Here is a 13,726-nt window from a genome sequence, read left to right on the forward strand (position 1 = left end):
TAAAAACAAAGAACGTGTTCGGTTACCGAACATGAAAAAAGCCCTGCAGCATTCCTGAGGGCTTCAACTATCTTTATGAAAAATGGTCACACCCTCATTGTTATGTGTACAAACACATACAACAGCTACAGCAGGGAATTGAATAATATGTGACCGGATTTTTCATTGATCAAATAATACGATTCTTTTATCGGATCATGCAAGATTTTTTTTGAAACGTTAGAATTCATCCGATTGGTATGGTATCAACGGTTCGAATAACTGATTTCTGAACGTCAATACACGGTCTTCATCAGACCCGCTCAATAATGGTGGCATATCCCTGGCCCACTCCGATGCAGAGGGTGACCAGTGCGTATTTTTTCTTCTGTTTATGCAGTTCAATGGCAGCTGTCTGCAGGATGCGCGTGCCGCTCATACCAAGGGGGTGGCCGAGTGCAATGGCGCCGCCGTTCGGGTTGATACGCATATCATTGTCCTGAAGCCCCATTTTGCGGGTGCAGGCCAGTGCCTGTGCAGCAAAAGCTTCGTTCAGCTCGATGATATCCATATCGTCAAGCGATAGCCCTGCCTTATTGAGCGCGATTTCTGAGGCGAAAACCGGACCAATACCCATAATGCGTGGTTCTACGCCTGCTACTCCCGAAGCCACGATGCGCGCGAGGGGTTTCAATTGGTTGTCTTTGACTCCCTTCTCGGATGCAATCAGCATGGCAGCGGCACCGTCGTTCAGTCCGGAAGAGTTGCCCGCGGTTACGCTTCCGTCTTTTTTGAAAGCGGGACGCAGTCCGGCCAGCACATCGGTCGTGGTTCCTGCACGAATAAATTCATCCATGTCAAAAACAACCGGATCTTTTTTCCGCTGCGGTATTTCAACTGCTGCGATCTCTTCCCCAAGCCGTCCGGATTCTCGCGCAGCGGCCGCTTTTTTCTGCGACCATGCCGCAAATTTGTCCTGATCCTCCCTGGAAATTCCGTACAGCTCCACAAGGTTTTCGGCCGTGTTGCCCATGCCCTCGGTTCCATAGAGCTCCTCCATTTTCGGGTTGATAAACCGCCATCCAAAGCTGGAGTCGTGCATCTCAGCATCGTTGCCAAACGGCCTGGATACCTTGGAAATAACCCAGGGTCCGCGGGTCATGTGCTCCACACCGCCGCTGATAAACAGGTCGCCGTCGCCCGCTGCTATGGCGCGGTGTGCATGAATCACGGCCGACATCCCCGATGCGCATAAGCGGTTTACCGTTTCGCCCGGTACCGTAAAGGGCAGGCCGGCAAGGAGCAGCGCCATACGCGCCACATTCCGGTTGTCTTCGCCCGCCTGGTTCGCGCATCCCATAATTACATCGTTTATGAGCTCCGGCTCCAGTGCATGGTTCCTTTTCATCAGTTCACGGATCACATGAGCAGCCAGGTCATCCGTTCGAACCGGCGAAAGCGTGCCACGAAAATTACCGATGGGAGTTCGAATGGCGTCGATGATAAAGGAATCTGGCATATTGCTGGTTGTTTGTTGTTTGTTGTTTGTTGTTTTTAAAACCTCATAAGGTGCTAATAAAATTGATTATAAACTGATAAAAAAACCATTTTTCCCGCCATCGGCAATCAGCCACTATCAATCACCTGTCGCAATGACAAATCAGTCCTCATCTTCCGCTTCACTAAGATATCGCTCATACCTCGGCGGAAACTCAAACAGCGGTTCATCCGGAATTTGGGGTAACCGCGGCAGCTGCAGCATGGGTCTGTATGGTTTGAGGCCGGGGTCCCAGCGAAAATTGCTCAGTTTGCGGTCAACATTGGCGGGATCTTCCGGCAGCCAGGAACCGTCCGGATTTTCTTCTGCCTTGAAAAAGTCAAACTCCCCGTCTCTGAAAAAGAGGGTGGAGGATCCGTTTGCAATCAGTTCTATCAGCCCGTCGGGCTCCTCGTTTTCATCCTTGATGTGGAAAATGATTTCAGAGTTGTTGAATACGATGATTCGCTCAACGGATCCGTCTTCAAAATGGGCGTGAAGCGTGTCGCCGGTCATCTGGTGAAGACGCCGGGTGAGGGAGTCTTCCTGTACCGCAATGGGCCTCGGATGCGAGGATAGAAAACGGATATCATCGTCTTCCATCTCCACTTCAATCACAGGACCGGTAAGCTGAATATTTTTTTGCCATAAAACAGGGTTGGATCGCAGAACAAACCGCTCAGCCGAGTTGTCGTAATTGGCCGTATCGCCCACGGCCGAAAATTCATTCGACCAGATCCGCACATTCTCAAATGCATCCATGGTTGATACTGAATCGTTTTCCATCAGCTCAATTTTTTTGGCCAGCAGGTGTGTGGTATCGGCCTCGCTTTCGCTGATATCGAGAAGCCATGCATCGTTGCCGGTTAGCAGCCGGTAGCCGCTTGAGTCCGCATAGAGATAGTCGCCCTTAAAGGTTACGTTGTCCTCAAAATCCTGCGCGTAGACGCGCCCGAAGAGCTCATAGAGATCAGTTGACCGATTCATAAACAGGGAATCGGCCTCCAGGTACTGTGTGGAGTCGGCCAGCTGCACATTGCCCCGGAAAATGGCGCTGTCGGCCTGCTGATAGTACAGGCCGGACTCTGCAACTAGGGCGCCCCGGTCATCCTCGAACCGTACGGGCGACAAAAAAAAGGTGATATCTCGGGGCATACTCACGTCCATGGCCTGGCTAAAAAGCCTGTTGTTATCTGACTCCACAACAACACGCCCCCGCAATTCACTGTAATCGGTGAACGTATTGTGGTAGAGCGTGTCGGCCCAGATAATCTCATTTTCCGTTTCAATCTGGATATTGTAAGCCTGTATGCGGTTCTGAGCGGCAAACTGGTAGACGCTGTCGGCGTACATGGTACGGTTGTCGATGGAGAGTATAACGTTATCCAGAAACCTGGTTACGGTCTGTCCGTCAATAATGGACGTCTGCAGTATGTCGGCATCAATTATCGTCACGCTGTTTTGTGCCGCTGCCGGTACCGGAATAAGAAACACCAGAATCAGGCCGAATAGATGGTATCGTGGTTTCCTGTGAGTCATTGCAGTCTGGATCTGCCGCCCGGTTCAGGTATGGTGTATTCTGAAAGATCGGTAAGGCCATAAAAACCCCTGCCGGTGATGCTGTCAGTGGGAGTAATGATGGTGACGAACCGGTAGGACGAGATGCTGTCGGTTTTTTGCGACCACATCAGGTAATCCGAAAAGAGCTGCCGGTCGGTGTTGGTTCGTACGGAAACCGAATCAAAAAGCTCAAATTCGCTGCTCCTTTCCTTGTACACAGCGCGGTTGCTCCAGGCCTCGGTCTCAACGCTGCCCAGCGAATCAAACAGCTGCACATAAACCGGGCCTGCGATGTGTGTCTCCTTTCGGTCGCGTGTTCTGTATCCCACGGCGTAACTTCCTTCAAGCCTCATGCGTGCCCTGCCTTCCTGCATCAGCATCATTTCGACATCCCAGCTCTCGGTTGTAAAGACCAGCGAGTCGTTCAGCGAACTGCGAACCTGTTGCGCATCATATTCAGAGAGGTCTGCGCAGGCTCCGAACAGAAGGAGGGAAATAACCGGCACAGGCAGCAGTTTACGCAGTGCCAAAAAAGCGGTCGCCTGCATCGCCCAGACCCGGTACGATGAATGCATCTTCATTAAGTTTTTCGTCAACCGCTGCAGTGATAATCGGGACATCGGGATGTGTACTGTTGATTCTTTTGAGTCCTTCTGGAGCACAAATTAACGAAATAAAGAGAATGTTTTTTGCACCATGTTTTTTCAGGTACGAAATGGCATCATCAGCGCTTCCGCCGGTTGCAAGCATAGGATCCACAACGAGCGTCAATCCCTGATCAATGCCGTCGGGGATGTTCGAGTAATAGTCAACGGGCTTGTGTGTAGTTTCGTCTCTGTACATGCCAAGATGGCCTACATGAGCATCCGGAACAAAATCGATGATGGCATCTGCAAGACTTAATCCCGCCCGCAGAATGGGGATCACAAATATGCTTGTGTCAATTTCAAAGCCTTCCGTTTCAGTAACGGGCGTTTCAATGCGGGTTGTGCGGAGCGGTAACCCTTTAAGTGCATAGTATGCCAGAATGGTGGCTATTCTGGCCATGGCAGCCCGAAAGCCTGCGGTACTGGTCTCTTTTTTTCGCAGAATGGAGAGGTCGCGCGCCACCAGCGGGTGGTCGATTATCGTTACGTTTTCGTGTTCGTAATCGCGTTTTAACTCCGCCATACTCTAAAAACAGGTAAATGTATTCGAAATGGAATTGAAATTAACGATGGAAAGGGTCCGCACCTTCATCAGTGACGAACCCGCCAACTCACACCTCCGTATTTTCGAAGTAGGTTTTGGTCATATTGTAAACCACTCCGGAAAGGGCAAACAGTGCGATAATATTGAAAAACGCCATTAGTCCGAGCATCACGTCTCCAAAAGCCCAGACGGTGGTAAGCGCAACCGTGGCCCCGAAAAAGTGCATCAGAACAAATGCGATGCGGTACCAGAAGATAGACTTGAATCCGAAAAGGTACTGCGCAGCACGGTCGCCATAGTAGCTCCAGCTGATGGATGTGGAAATGGCAAACAGCAGTACGGCAAATGTTACCACAAATCCGCCGCCCGGAAATAGGGGCGCGAGGCCAATCTCAAAGGCCCTGGATGTAAGCGGAGCACCATTTTCGATCACACCTCCGTATATACGCTCCTGCTGACCTCCCGTTTCAAGAACAATGACGGGTTCCGTTCCGATGTTCTCGATGGTTCCTGTAAAGAGAGTGGTTCTGGCTTCATCGGCAAACATCGTATCGACGGGTACATTGTAGCGAAGCATGGCACCGTTAACGGGCAGGCCCTCCTCAAAAAGAAGCGTATTGCCGTTATCCTCAACGGTGTAGGATATCACACCGTCTGCGGGGTCGACGGATGCAGGATGAAACTGATCCCAGGCGCCGGTTGAAACAATGACCAATCCGGTGATGGTACAGATGATAAGCGTGTCAATGAAGGGTTCGAGCAGTGCTACCACGCCCTCCCGAACGGGTTGATCTGTTTTTGCCGCAGAGTGAGCAATCGGAGCAGAACCCTGTCCGGCCTCATTAGAGAAAAGGCCTCGCTGCACACCATAGCTGAGTGTAAAAATAAAAGCACCGGATCCAACACCCAAAACACCGGCCTGCGGATTAAATGCGTTGCTTAAAATTACCCAGAATGAAGGCAGTATCTGGTCGAAGTTCAGCAACAGAATCAACAGCCCGCCCAGAACATAGAGGGTAGCCATAAAGGGTACAAGGCGGGCCGTTACATATCCGATCCGCTTGATTCCGCCGAGAATCACCGCACCCACAAGGCTGGCGGTGACAAGACCCGTAATCCAAAATGGAATTTCAAAATCACTGTTCATTACATCGGCTACGGTATTGGCCTGAACGGCGTTGCCGGTTAAAAAAGCACAGATTGCTGCAGAGATGGAGAACGCTATGGCAAGCCATTTCCAGTTGGGGCCGAGACCTTTCTCAATATAGTACATGGGTCCTCCCGACACGCTGCCGTCCGGATTGTTGACCCTGAATTTCTGTGCTAGCGAAACTTCCGTATACTTGATCGCCATACCCAATACGGCCGTAATCCACATCCAGAAGAGAGCTCCGGGGCCGCCAAAATGAATGGCCAGTGCCACACCGGCAATGTTCCCGATACCGACCGTGGCTGACAATGCCGTTGTGAGAGCCTGAAAATGGTTGATATCCCCTTCATCTTCAGGGTCATCATAATGACCGGTTACAACCTTGATGCCGTGCCTGAATTGCCGTATTTGAATAAAACCGAGACGGATAGTAATAAAAATACCGTAGGAGAGAAGGATGACCACCATGGCGGGCATCGCTTCCGGTGTATTCCAGATAAGGTTTACAAGCCAGTTAATGACGCTTTCAAATAGTTCCATGCAGAAGGTTCGTTATCTATTAACTATTAAGGGTCGAATGTATAAAACATTTCGCATAATTTTTGTGAAAAATAGACAAAGAGTGAACGATTGAATTTTAATTTCACTTTATTGGTGCTGAAGATAGAAAAAGTAAAGCAGTCTTCAGTTAATCCGGGACACCCGGTAAAATCAAAATAAAGCGACTAAGACAACAGAGTTATGACGAAAGCTGATATAGTAGACGTAATCTCATCTGCGACAGGAATTACCAAAGTTGAGACCGAAGCCGTTGTAAAAGGATTTCTCGATACGGTTATAGACGCCATGAAAAGGGGTGAAAATATCGAACTGCGAGGATTCGGCAGTTTCAAGGTAGTTAAGAGGGCCCAGCGTGTTGCGCGAAATCCCAAAACCAATGAAGAAGTGATTGTACCCGAGCAGTATGTCCCCATGCTCAAAGTGTCGAAAGATTTCAAGGAAGCTGTAAATAAATCCCACAGCTGAAGCAACCGGGTAACGTGCTGCCTGCCTGGCTGAACGGATCGTGCGTTTCAGAATACATTTCTGTAGCTTCTCTGCATGATCCGCACAAAATACACCTGCATTTTGCTGCTGCTCACTTTTTTGGTGTCCTGCAGCACCATTCCCGATTCGGATTATTACGAATCGGACGGAATCCTGTCAATAAAAACAGGCGCTGAAAGTGCCCCGCCGGGATGGTTTGCCGAACCTCTCGACCTCACTCACTCTTTGGTTTACAGGGGCCAAATCAACGAACATGATCCTTCATTTCAATTCCGGTTCTATCTTCAGAATCCTGGAACCTATCGCCTGTCGCTTCTTTCGGCCTATCTATCTGAAGAGAGCGCAGAAAACGTGTCGATTACCATATCCGGGCCGGACGGTTTTCTGGCCGGCAGCGTTTCGATGGCCCCTCCAGTTTCACGCATACCCTATTGGATAAGCATTGGATCGACCGGTGAGCCGGCCTCCGTATCTCTGGAGAAACCCGGAATCTATACGATCCGGATCAGTCATGCGGCAAGAAGTGGACTTGTTATCGATGCACTGCAGCTTACCCTGAATAATGAACATCCTCCTGAGGGAATGGGATATCCGGAAACCCGGCAGCCCGACTCGGAGCCCCGCTTCAAGAAAAGGGAGCAGGTTGTTGCCATACCTCCTTCAACCGCATTCGGGGTTATCGCCGATTCAGCGGTTATGGACGAAATCACCGGAACGGTTCCCGATGAAAGGCTTGAGGAAGTGCTTATACGAACGCACGGGTCTGAACCCGGTTCAGTCAGCCGGCTTGAGCATCTGAAAAATAGTTTTATTGAAAGCATAGAAAGAGAAGATGACAGGGGATTTGTGCTGCACCCTGCATCCGGGATTGGGAATCCTGAGTTTAAGAAATATCCCGCGCTTTGGTTTACGGGTGGCCTGACTGAATTTGAAGAGCTACAGCGTCAGCTCACGTATCTGAGTGATCCGTCTATCCCAGCCTACGAAATCCCCTTTTTTGCACCGATGCCCGAATGGCTCACTGACAACAAGGATAGTGATAGTGAAAGCGAGGTTACGGGTGAACTGCTGCTGCGCTGGGTTCAGTTGAGCATGTTGAGTCCAGTTATGGTACTGCCCCTAAATGAGCGGGATCAGGTGGATCGGCTTGCGGACCGGGACCGTGCCGATATAAGGGAAGCGGTGCGTTTACGGAGAAACCTATTTCCGTTCATCTACAGTTATACATTGAGGGCCAGAACGTCGGGTGTCAGGACCGTAACAGCGGCCGACAGCCATGATGGCGCTATCCGTTACGGAGAGGAACTTTTCGCTGTGCCCGTATCGGCGAGCGGCACGGATCGATTGCCCGTTCATTTTCCGGAGGGTGACTGGTACTCGTGGTGGGACGGGCAACGATTTGAAGGCGGGCAGACCTGGCTGATCGACGTATTCAGAAACCGTCTGCCTCTTTTTGTGAAAGCGGGAAGTATTATTCCGCAGCGCACGGAGGGACTTCCCGTAAACCGGGATACAAACGAAACTCTTACGGTAGATGTCTTTGCGGGAGGCGTAAGTTCATTCAGGCTTTATGAAGACGACGGAACAACTCTCGACTACAGGGAAGGTGAATTTTCCACCACGGCATTTCGCTGGTTTGAGCAGGAGGGAAGGGCTACATTCAACATCGGTGCAATGGTCTGGGGCAGAGGAGAGGAGTACAGAACCGATACCCGGTACCTGCTCAGGTTCCGGTATCTGAGGCCGCCTTTGGGGGTAACGGCAAATGGTGATGAGTTATCTGAAGGCATGGATACAGGAGAGTGGTATTACGATGAGCAGCTGCAGGCGGTAGTATTAGACTGGAAGCAGTCCAGCAGCAGGCGAACGGAGTTTGAATTCGTATGGTGAGGAGAACAGAGGGGCGGATTGTATCGACTCAGGAGCAAAAAAAGCGTGCGGATTGAGCGCTCTCAGGGGAAAGTTGAATAAAAAATTCATAGAAATTCGTAATGAAAAGCCAATCGAGCCCTCTTATGGTATAGAAAGAAGATTCAATCTTTTTTGATGTTGACAAAATGATCAGTTTTAAATAGCGTTTAAGAGCTATTACCACTGATTATCATCAACGGAGGTCGATATGAATGAAAAGTCACAGCTTTCGCTGGATCTTTTTACCAGGGTTCAGGATGATCTTGAAAAAAGACGGTATCTCATTCTGGGCGAACTTAAAGAGATCTCTTCCCGCTTTCAGTACTACAAAATATACCCGCATCTGAGTGAGCTTGTAGAGCTGCGTAATACGCTTGCGGATATCATCAGCCGTCTGCAGGATCTCAGAAATAAATTTCCGAAACGGATCGGGAAAATTGACTGGGTGAACCGAACGATTGAGCATGAAGTGGTTTTTGTGGACGGTACGGATTTGTCGGCAGTTCAGGATCTCATTATCTGGGCGCTTCCCAGGATTGAAAAAGTGATTGAGGAGGGGGCTGCCATTCATGAATTTGTTGAAAGGGAACTTTCGGTGGAGCAGGTGGGCATACTGCCCAATTACAGGGAAGAAGGATATTTTTTTCTGCCCGACAATAAAAAGAGACTGTTGAACCTCTTTCGCTTTGAGGTATCCATTTTTCAAAGTTCGGATGACCGTTACAGGGCGTTAAAAACAACCTACATGAAATCATTGAAGCAGGGAGGAGCCCTACGGTCGCCGGGCTCCATCAAGCTCGATCTGATCCGCGAAGTGAAAGAGCTGCCCAATCCGGCCACGTACTCGTTTAACACACAGCTCGATTTCTCATTTAGTCATACCATTCTGCCGGTTGCCAAGCGAAAGCTGATGCAGACGATCTATCACTGAGGCAGAAGAGGAGTTGTGATGGACGATGTGTGATGAGCGATGGTTGAAGTTTCCTGGTCAAAGAAATTCACCCTTTATGGAACCTGCTTCATGCAGTTTGCAGTCCCAAGACTTCGGGGGCAGCCGCTCAAAGCTTCTCAATCAAAACGGAAACAAGCCGCGCAAAGTCTTCTTTCCGCGCTTCAGCTGCTTCTTTAACTTCTGAGTGATCCAGCTTTTTAGCCGATACACCAGCTGCCATGTTGGTAACAAGCGATATGGCAGTAGTCCGTATTCCCAGACGGGAAGCCTCGCTTAGCTCCGGAGCCGTACTCATTCCCACAACATCCGCACCAAGAGTTCGAAATGCGCGGATTTCGGCCTTGCTCTCATAATTGGGCCCTTTCAGATAGATGTAGGTACCACGCTGAACCTCCAGGCCGATTTCGGCGGCCAGGGCTCTCACACGATCGGCAACAGGGTAAAGATTGTACCTGAATGGTTCGGAGGGTGAAGCAGCAATACCATGAAAAAGACGGATGATATCATCAATTACCATCAGATCGCCAACGCTGAAACGGGTATTTATGGCTCCGGCCGCATTAGAGATAATAAGTTTTTCAGCTTCGAAAACATGCGCCAGGTGTACCGGTAAAACGGTTCTTGAGAATGGATGCCCCTCGTAGTGATGAAAGCGTCCTGAAAACGCAATGACCTCTTTACCATGTAGTCTTCCGCGGAAAAGTTCACCCGTATGGCCCTGAACGGAGGTCTCCGGAAAGCCGGGAATTTCTGAATAGGGGATAGACTCAGGTTCGTCCAGGTTCTCCGTAAAATCGCCCAGACCCGACCCCAGTATTACTGCACTGTCAACTTTCTCGGGAAAGCCATGGCCTGTCAGGAACAGGTGGATTTGTTCGGTTGATACCTGATTGCTTTTCATGATACAAAGGGTTCGATGGTGTATCCCTTTTTGGGGTCGTGGCCGGTTAACCTGAAAATCGGAGAATCCGTTTCGTGATAGGCCATTATGGCATAGCCTTCATCGAATGCCTTTTTCTGAAGCTCTTCGCGCATCTTCATGCTTTGTTTGGGATTAAAGTCGTATTTGGCCGCATAGCTGCGGTTGATGGCCCCTTTCGAGCCAATCACGTCGCCCGCCATCATATACTTATGATTCCCGTTTTCGTAATAGAGTGCGTAGTGATGCTCCGTGTGGCCGCCAATCCGTTCCACACGCAGATGATCAACAGGCGACTCACTTTCTCCCAGAAACCGGACGGAATCCATTGTTTGCAGAAAGTAGAAAAACTCCTGTTCGATATCTCGATTTTTCTCAATGTTTGCTTCCAGCTTGTTCCATCCGTCTTCTGACACCCATACAGACGCTTCCGGAAAAGTTCTCTCCCAATAGCCGCTGCTGCGATGGGCGAGACCTCCCATGTGATCGAAATGCAGATGAGAAATAAAGATATCGGTTACTTCAAAATCGGATACGCCGTGTTCATCCAGATTGCTCAGGATCGTATCGATGTGCGTGCTTTCGCCGAAAAGATCACCGAGACCCGCATCAAAAAGAATATTCCGTTTGCCCTCCCGAATTAAAAACGGATTGATGGAGAGTTTAAGGGCCCCTTTTTGAGGTTTGTCGTTCTTTCCGATTCTGTTAAAATTATTGTCTTTTGCTACTGAAAAAGTACCCTCGTAGAGAGGGTGAACGGATATGTCACTCATTTTCTGCTTTGCGTTTAAACGCTGAATTTCTGTTTGATTAACCACAACTCCGGACCGGCTCAGCGTTTTTTATCCTCAAATTTTTCGTAGGCGTCTATGATGTCGCGAACAAGTTTGTGGCGAACAACATCCGTCTGATCCAGATACACGAAGGAGATTCCGTCTATATCCTTCAATATCTTCTGAATGGAAATTAGGCCCGATTCCTGCTTTTTGGGAAGGTCGGTCTGCGTGATATCACCTGTAATAATTGCCCTGCTGTTAAACCCGATCCGGGTCAGAAACATCTTCATCTGAGTGTTGGTGGCATTCTGTGCCTCATCCAGGATCACAAAAGCGTTGTTCAGCGTACGGCCCCGCATATAGGCAAGCGGTGCGATTTCGATGATATTTTTTGCAAGCTGAAACTCCAGTTTGTCAAACTCAATCATCTCTTCAAGCGCGTCGTAGAGGGGCCTTAGATAGGGATCAATTTTCTCTTTCAGATCACCCGGCAGAAAACCCAGATTTTCACCAGCTTCAACTGCAGGACGGGCAAGGATGATCTTTTTTACTTTGCGGTCTTTGAGAGCGCGCACGGCAAGGGCTACCGAAGTATAGGTTTTTCCCGTACCCGCCGGGCCGATTGCAAAGAGGATATCGTTTCGCTCGGAGGCTTTCACAATATTCAGCTGACCGGCTGTTTTTGCAGTCACAGCATCTCCGGTGTGTGTATGCAGTATAATATCGCCCGTATCCTCTGCAAATGTCTCGCGTATGCCGCGATCGCCCGATTTCCCCCTCGATTCCGATCTGTTGGCCAGTGCCAGAAGGGTGGTAACATCCCCCGGGTTCACGTCGCCGCTTCGCCGGGCAACGGAGATCATTTCCCCGATAATTTCTTTAATCGCTTCCACCTCGGCTGCAGGTCCCATGATCTTAATCCTGTTTCCGCGGGCAGTTATTTTTGTAGCCGGAAAAGCTTTGTCAAGATGCTTCAGGTGCTCGTCACCAAAACCCAGAATAACAACCGGTTCAATATTATCAATGAAAATGGTTTCTTCAGCTAATTGGTGTGATGTTTCGATATGCGTATTGGATTTTACTGGTTTAAAAAGGTGTATTCGTTAAAATAACGGTTTATTGTGAAGAGTAGTTAAACGGTTTTTTCCGATGATTTGATCGCTGAATTCCGGAGTTCTGCTATTCTGCCGGGAATGTCGTCCGCTTTGAATATGCTGCTTCCCGCAACAAGTATATCCACACCCGCCTGCACAAGTTTTCCTGCGTTCTTTAACCCCACGCCTCCGTCCACCTCAATAAGAAATTCTGCATTCTCCTCGCTCCGCATGGCGCCAAGTTCGGCTATTTTCCGGTAGCTCGATTCAATGAATGCCTGACCGCCAAATCCGGGGTTTACGCTCATAATCAGTACCAGGTCTACATAAGCCAGTATGGGACGCAGCAACTCGGCGGATGTTGCAGGGTTTATCACAACGCCGGTCATGCAGCCCAGTGACCTGATTGCGTCGATGGTTCTGTGCAGATGGGGACAGGTTTCGTAGTGTACGGAAATGAGATCGGCGCCTGCATCTGCAAAATCCTCCAGATAGCGATCAGGATCCTCAATCATCAGGTGAACATCCAGAAAGGCTTCGGGCTGGGATTCCCGAACCGCCGCCACAATTCCCGGGCCATAGCTGATATTTGGCACAAAATGTCCGTCCATTATATCGCAGTGAAACCATCGTATATCAGCGTCGGCACAGGTTTGAAGCTCCTCGCCAAGCCTTGAAAAGTCAGCGGCGAGAATGGAAGGTGCAAGTATGGGCAGGTCAAAATTCATCTGTTCAGCGTTCATTTTGTTTGTTGTCGTTCCCTTCCTCGCCGTCCGGGTTTATACCGGGCGGATTCACCGCTGTTGAGTCGTCGACAATGGCTCCGGTTTCGGATTCTTCCCTTGCGTCAAAACGCTCTGAAATCACAAGCTGAAGTTCTGTACCTTCGGTAAGCTGTTCTGCGACGGGGCGGGCTGATAAAACGGTATTTGGAGTTGTTTCCCTGTCGGGCTGAAAACGCACTTCACCCACTCGCAGGCCCGAACTCAGAATCAATCGCTGTGCTTCCGAATAGCTTAATCCGACAACCTCCGGAACGTCAACCATGCGGGTGCCTAAACCGTCACTCACAACCAGGTTCACCACGGTACCCCGCGCAACCGTATCCCCCGCAGCAACAGATTGCCGCATAATGGTGTTTCTGAACCGGGAGGATTCATAGCTGATGGTTCCTACCGTTAAACCGTGATTTCTGAGCTGTATTTCGGCGTTTCTGTACGACATATTCACCACGTCGGGTACTTCGGTCATCGGTGTTTCAGCCGTATTGACCGTGAGATAGATCTTGCGATTCGGCTTTACCAGCACCCTGGCACTGGGCGACTGATCAATGATATAGTCGGCGGGATAGGCGGCGTTGGCTCTGCGGTCCATCACCTCAAAGCGCAGACCACGGCTCGTAAGCAGTTCTTCTGCTTCTGAAAGAGAGATTTTTGTGACATCGGGTACCGTGATACCCTCGTTGTAATTGGTATACATGGGCATCACGATATAGTTCATGAGTGCCACTATGAGTGCACCGGCAACTGCGATGCCGGTCAGTGAAAGCCAGAAGGTTTTGCTTCTGAGGAGTGTCTTAAGAAATTGCATGCCTGAAAATACGATTTTAC

At 49.7% G+C, this 13,726-nt stretch carries 13 protein-coding genes; 3 read left to right on the top strand and 10 right to left on the bottom strand.

Annotated features, from left to right (window positions below; translation table 11 throughout):
• Window positions 1-292: 292 nt before the first annotated feature.
• The 5 genes from DDZ15_RS06805 to DDZ15_RS06825 form a co-directional block, all read right to left on the bottom strand.
• Window positions 293-1,498 carry an acetyl-CoA C-acyltransferase gene (locus tag DDZ15_RS06805; protein ID WP_109646324.1) on the bottom strand — a complete coding sequence of 402 codons (1,206 nt, stop codon included), beginning with the start codon at window positions 1,496-1,498 and terminating at the stop codon, window positions 293-295.
• A gap of 141 nt (window positions 1,499-1,639) precedes the next feature.
• Window positions 1,640-3,055, bottom strand: coding sequence for an OstA-like protein (locus DDZ15_RS06810; RefSeq protein WP_109646325.1), 1,416 nt, complete (start codon window positions 3,053-3,055; stop codon window positions 1,640-1,642).
• Window positions 3,052-3,651 carry an LPS export ABC transporter periplasmic protein LptC gene (gene lptC / locus DDZ15_RS06815; protein ID WP_158278638.1) on the bottom strand — a complete coding sequence of 200 codons (600 nt, stop codon included), beginning with the start codon at window positions 3,649-3,651 and terminating at the stop codon, window positions 3,052-3,054. Before lptC ends, DDZ15_RS06810 begins: the two co-directional genes overlap by 4 nt.
• A complete protein-coding gene (gene upp, locus DDZ15_RS06820; protein ID WP_109646327.1) occupies window positions 3,593-4,246 on the bottom strand; it encodes a uracil phosphoribosyltransferase in 654 nt (217 codons plus the stop codon). Before upp ends, lptC begins: the two co-directional genes overlap by 59 nt.
• Window positions 4,247-4,334: 88 nt before the next feature.
• A complete protein-coding gene (locus DDZ15_RS06825; RefSeq protein ID WP_109646328.1) occupies window positions 4,335-5,957 on the bottom strand; it encodes an alanine/glycine:cation symporter family protein in 1,623 nt (540 codons plus the stop codon).
• 201 nt (window positions 5,958-6,158) lie between these two features.
• Between DDZ15_RS06825 and DDZ15_RS06830 the strand changes: the two genes are divergently transcribed.
• The 3 genes from DDZ15_RS06830 (at window position 6,159) to DDZ15_RS06840 (ending at window position 9,306) form a co-directional block, all read left to right on the top strand.
• Window positions 6,159-6,443 carry an HU family DNA-binding protein gene (locus tag DDZ15_RS06830; protein ID WP_109646329.1) on the top strand — a complete coding sequence of 95 codons (285 nt, stop codon included), beginning with the start codon at window positions 6,159-6,161 and terminating at the stop codon, window positions 6,441-6,443.
• A gap of 75 nt (window positions 6,444-6,518) precedes the next feature.
• Window positions 6,519-8,354 carry a glycoside hydrolase family 31 protein gene (locus DDZ15_RS06835; protein WP_109646330.1) on the top strand — a complete coding sequence of 612 codons (1,836 nt, stop codon included), beginning with the start codon at window positions 6,519-6,521 and terminating at the stop codon, window positions 8,352-8,354.
• Window positions 8,355-8,583: 229 nt separating this feature from the next.
• The gene (locus DDZ15_RS06840; RefSeq protein WP_109646331.1) at window positions 8,584-9,306 is read left to right on the top strand and encodes a hypothetical protein; all 723 of its coding nucleotides are present in this window, start codon (window positions 8,584-8,586) and stop codon (window positions 9,304-9,306) included.
• A 127-nt stretch (window positions 9,307-9,433) separates the two neighbouring features.
• Here DDZ15_RS06840 and DDZ15_RS06845 read toward each other — a convergent pair whose 3' ends face one another.
• The 5 genes from DDZ15_RS06845 to DDZ15_RS06865 all read right to left on the bottom strand — a co-directional run bounded on the left by DDZ15_RS06845 (window position 9,434) and on the right by DDZ15_RS06865 (window position 13,706).
• Window positions 9,434-10,228: a purine-nucleoside phosphorylase gene (locus tag DDZ15_RS06845; RefSeq protein WP_109646332.1), complete on the bottom strand. Its 795-nt coding sequence runs from the start codon at window positions 10,226-10,228 to the stop codon at window positions 9,434-9,436.
• Complete coding sequence (locus tag DDZ15_RS06850) at window positions 10,225-11,019, bottom strand: MBL fold metallo-hydrolase (RefSeq protein ID WP_109646333.1); 795 nt, start codon at window positions 11,017-11,019, stop codon at window positions 10,225-10,227. The genes DDZ15_RS06845 and DDZ15_RS06850 overlap by 4 nt, the downstream gene beginning before the upstream one ends.
• 59 nt (window positions 11,020-11,078) lie before the next feature.
• The gene (locus DDZ15_RS06855; RefSeq protein WP_242978914.1) at window positions 11,079-11,933 is read right to left on the bottom strand and encodes a PhoH family protein; all 855 of its coding nucleotides are present in this window, start codon (window positions 11,931-11,933) and stop codon (window positions 11,079-11,081) included.
• A 221-nt stretch (window positions 11,934-12,154) separates the two neighbouring features.
• Entirely contained in the window at window positions 12,155-12,859 is a 705-nt protein-coding gene (gene rpe / locus DDZ15_RS06860; protein WP_242978915.1) for a ribulose-phosphate 3-epimerase, read from the bottom strand.
• Complete coding sequence (locus DDZ15_RS06865) at window positions 12,849-13,706, bottom strand: PASTA domain-containing protein (RefSeq protein WP_109646335.1); 858 nt, start codon at window positions 13,704-13,706, stop codon at window positions 12,849-12,851. Before DDZ15_RS06865 ends, rpe begins: the two co-directional genes overlap by 11 nt.
• Window positions 13,707-13,726: the final 20 nt, after the last annotated feature.

The organism is Rhodohalobacter mucosus, from assembly GCF_003150675.1.
Taxonomy (GTDB): domain Bacteria; phylum Bacteroidota; class Rhodothermia; order Balneolales; family Balneolaceae; genus Rhodohalobacter; species Rhodohalobacter mucosus.

Excerpts from the sequence above, each read along its gene's own strand:
- DDZ15_RS06835 (WP_109646330.1), top strand. The coding sequence starts at position 6,519 with ATGATCCGCACAAAATACACCTGCATTTTGCTGCTGCTCACTTTTTTG.
- DDZ15_RS06825 (WP_109646328.1), bottom strand. The coding sequence starts at position 5,957 with ATGGAACTATTTGAAAGCGTCATTAACTGGCTTGTAAACCTTATCTGG.
- DDZ15_RS06805 (WP_109646324.1), bottom strand. The coding sequence starts at position 1,498 with ATGCCAGATTCCTTTATCATCGACGCCATTCGAACTCCCATCGGTAAT.
- DDZ15_RS06850 (WP_109646333.1), bottom strand. The coding sequence starts at position 11,019 with ATGAGTGACATATCCGTTCACCCTCTCTACGAGGGTACTTTTTCAGTA.
- DDZ15_RS06810 (WP_109646325.1), bottom strand. The coding sequence starts at position 3,055 with ATGACTCACAGGAAACCACGATACCATCTATTCGGCCTGATTCTGGTG.
- DDZ15_RS06840 (WP_109646331.1), top strand. The coding sequence starts at position 8,584 with ATGAATGAAAAGTCACAGCTTTCGCTGGATCTTTTTACCAGGGTTCAG.
- DDZ15_RS06845 (WP_109646332.1), bottom strand. The coding sequence starts at position 10,228 with ATGAAAAGCAATCAGGTATCAACCGAACAAATCCACCTGTTCCTGACA.
- DDZ15_RS06855 (WP_242978914.1), bottom strand. The coding sequence starts at position 11,933 with ATGGGACCTGCAGCCGAGGTGGAAGCGATTAAAGAAATTATCGGGGAA.
- lptC (WP_158278638.1), bottom strand. The coding sequence starts at position 3,651 with ATGCATTCATCGTACCGGGTCTGGGCGATGCAGGCGACCGCTTTTTTG.
- rpe (WP_242978915.1), bottom strand. The coding sequence starts at position 12,859 with ATGAACGCTGAACAGATGAATTTTGACCTGCCCATACTTGCACCTTCC.
- DDZ15_RS06830 (WP_109646329.1), top strand. The coding sequence starts at position 6,159 with ATGACGAAAGCTGATATAGTAGACGTAATCTCATCTGCGACAGGAATT.
- DDZ15_RS06865 (WP_109646335.1), bottom strand. The coding sequence starts at position 13,706 with ATGCAATTTCTTAAGACACTCCTCAGAAGCAAAACCTTCTGGCTTTCA.
- upp (WP_109646327.1), bottom strand. The coding sequence starts at position 4,246 with ATGGCGGAGTTAAAACGCGATTACGAACACGAAAACGTAACGATAATC.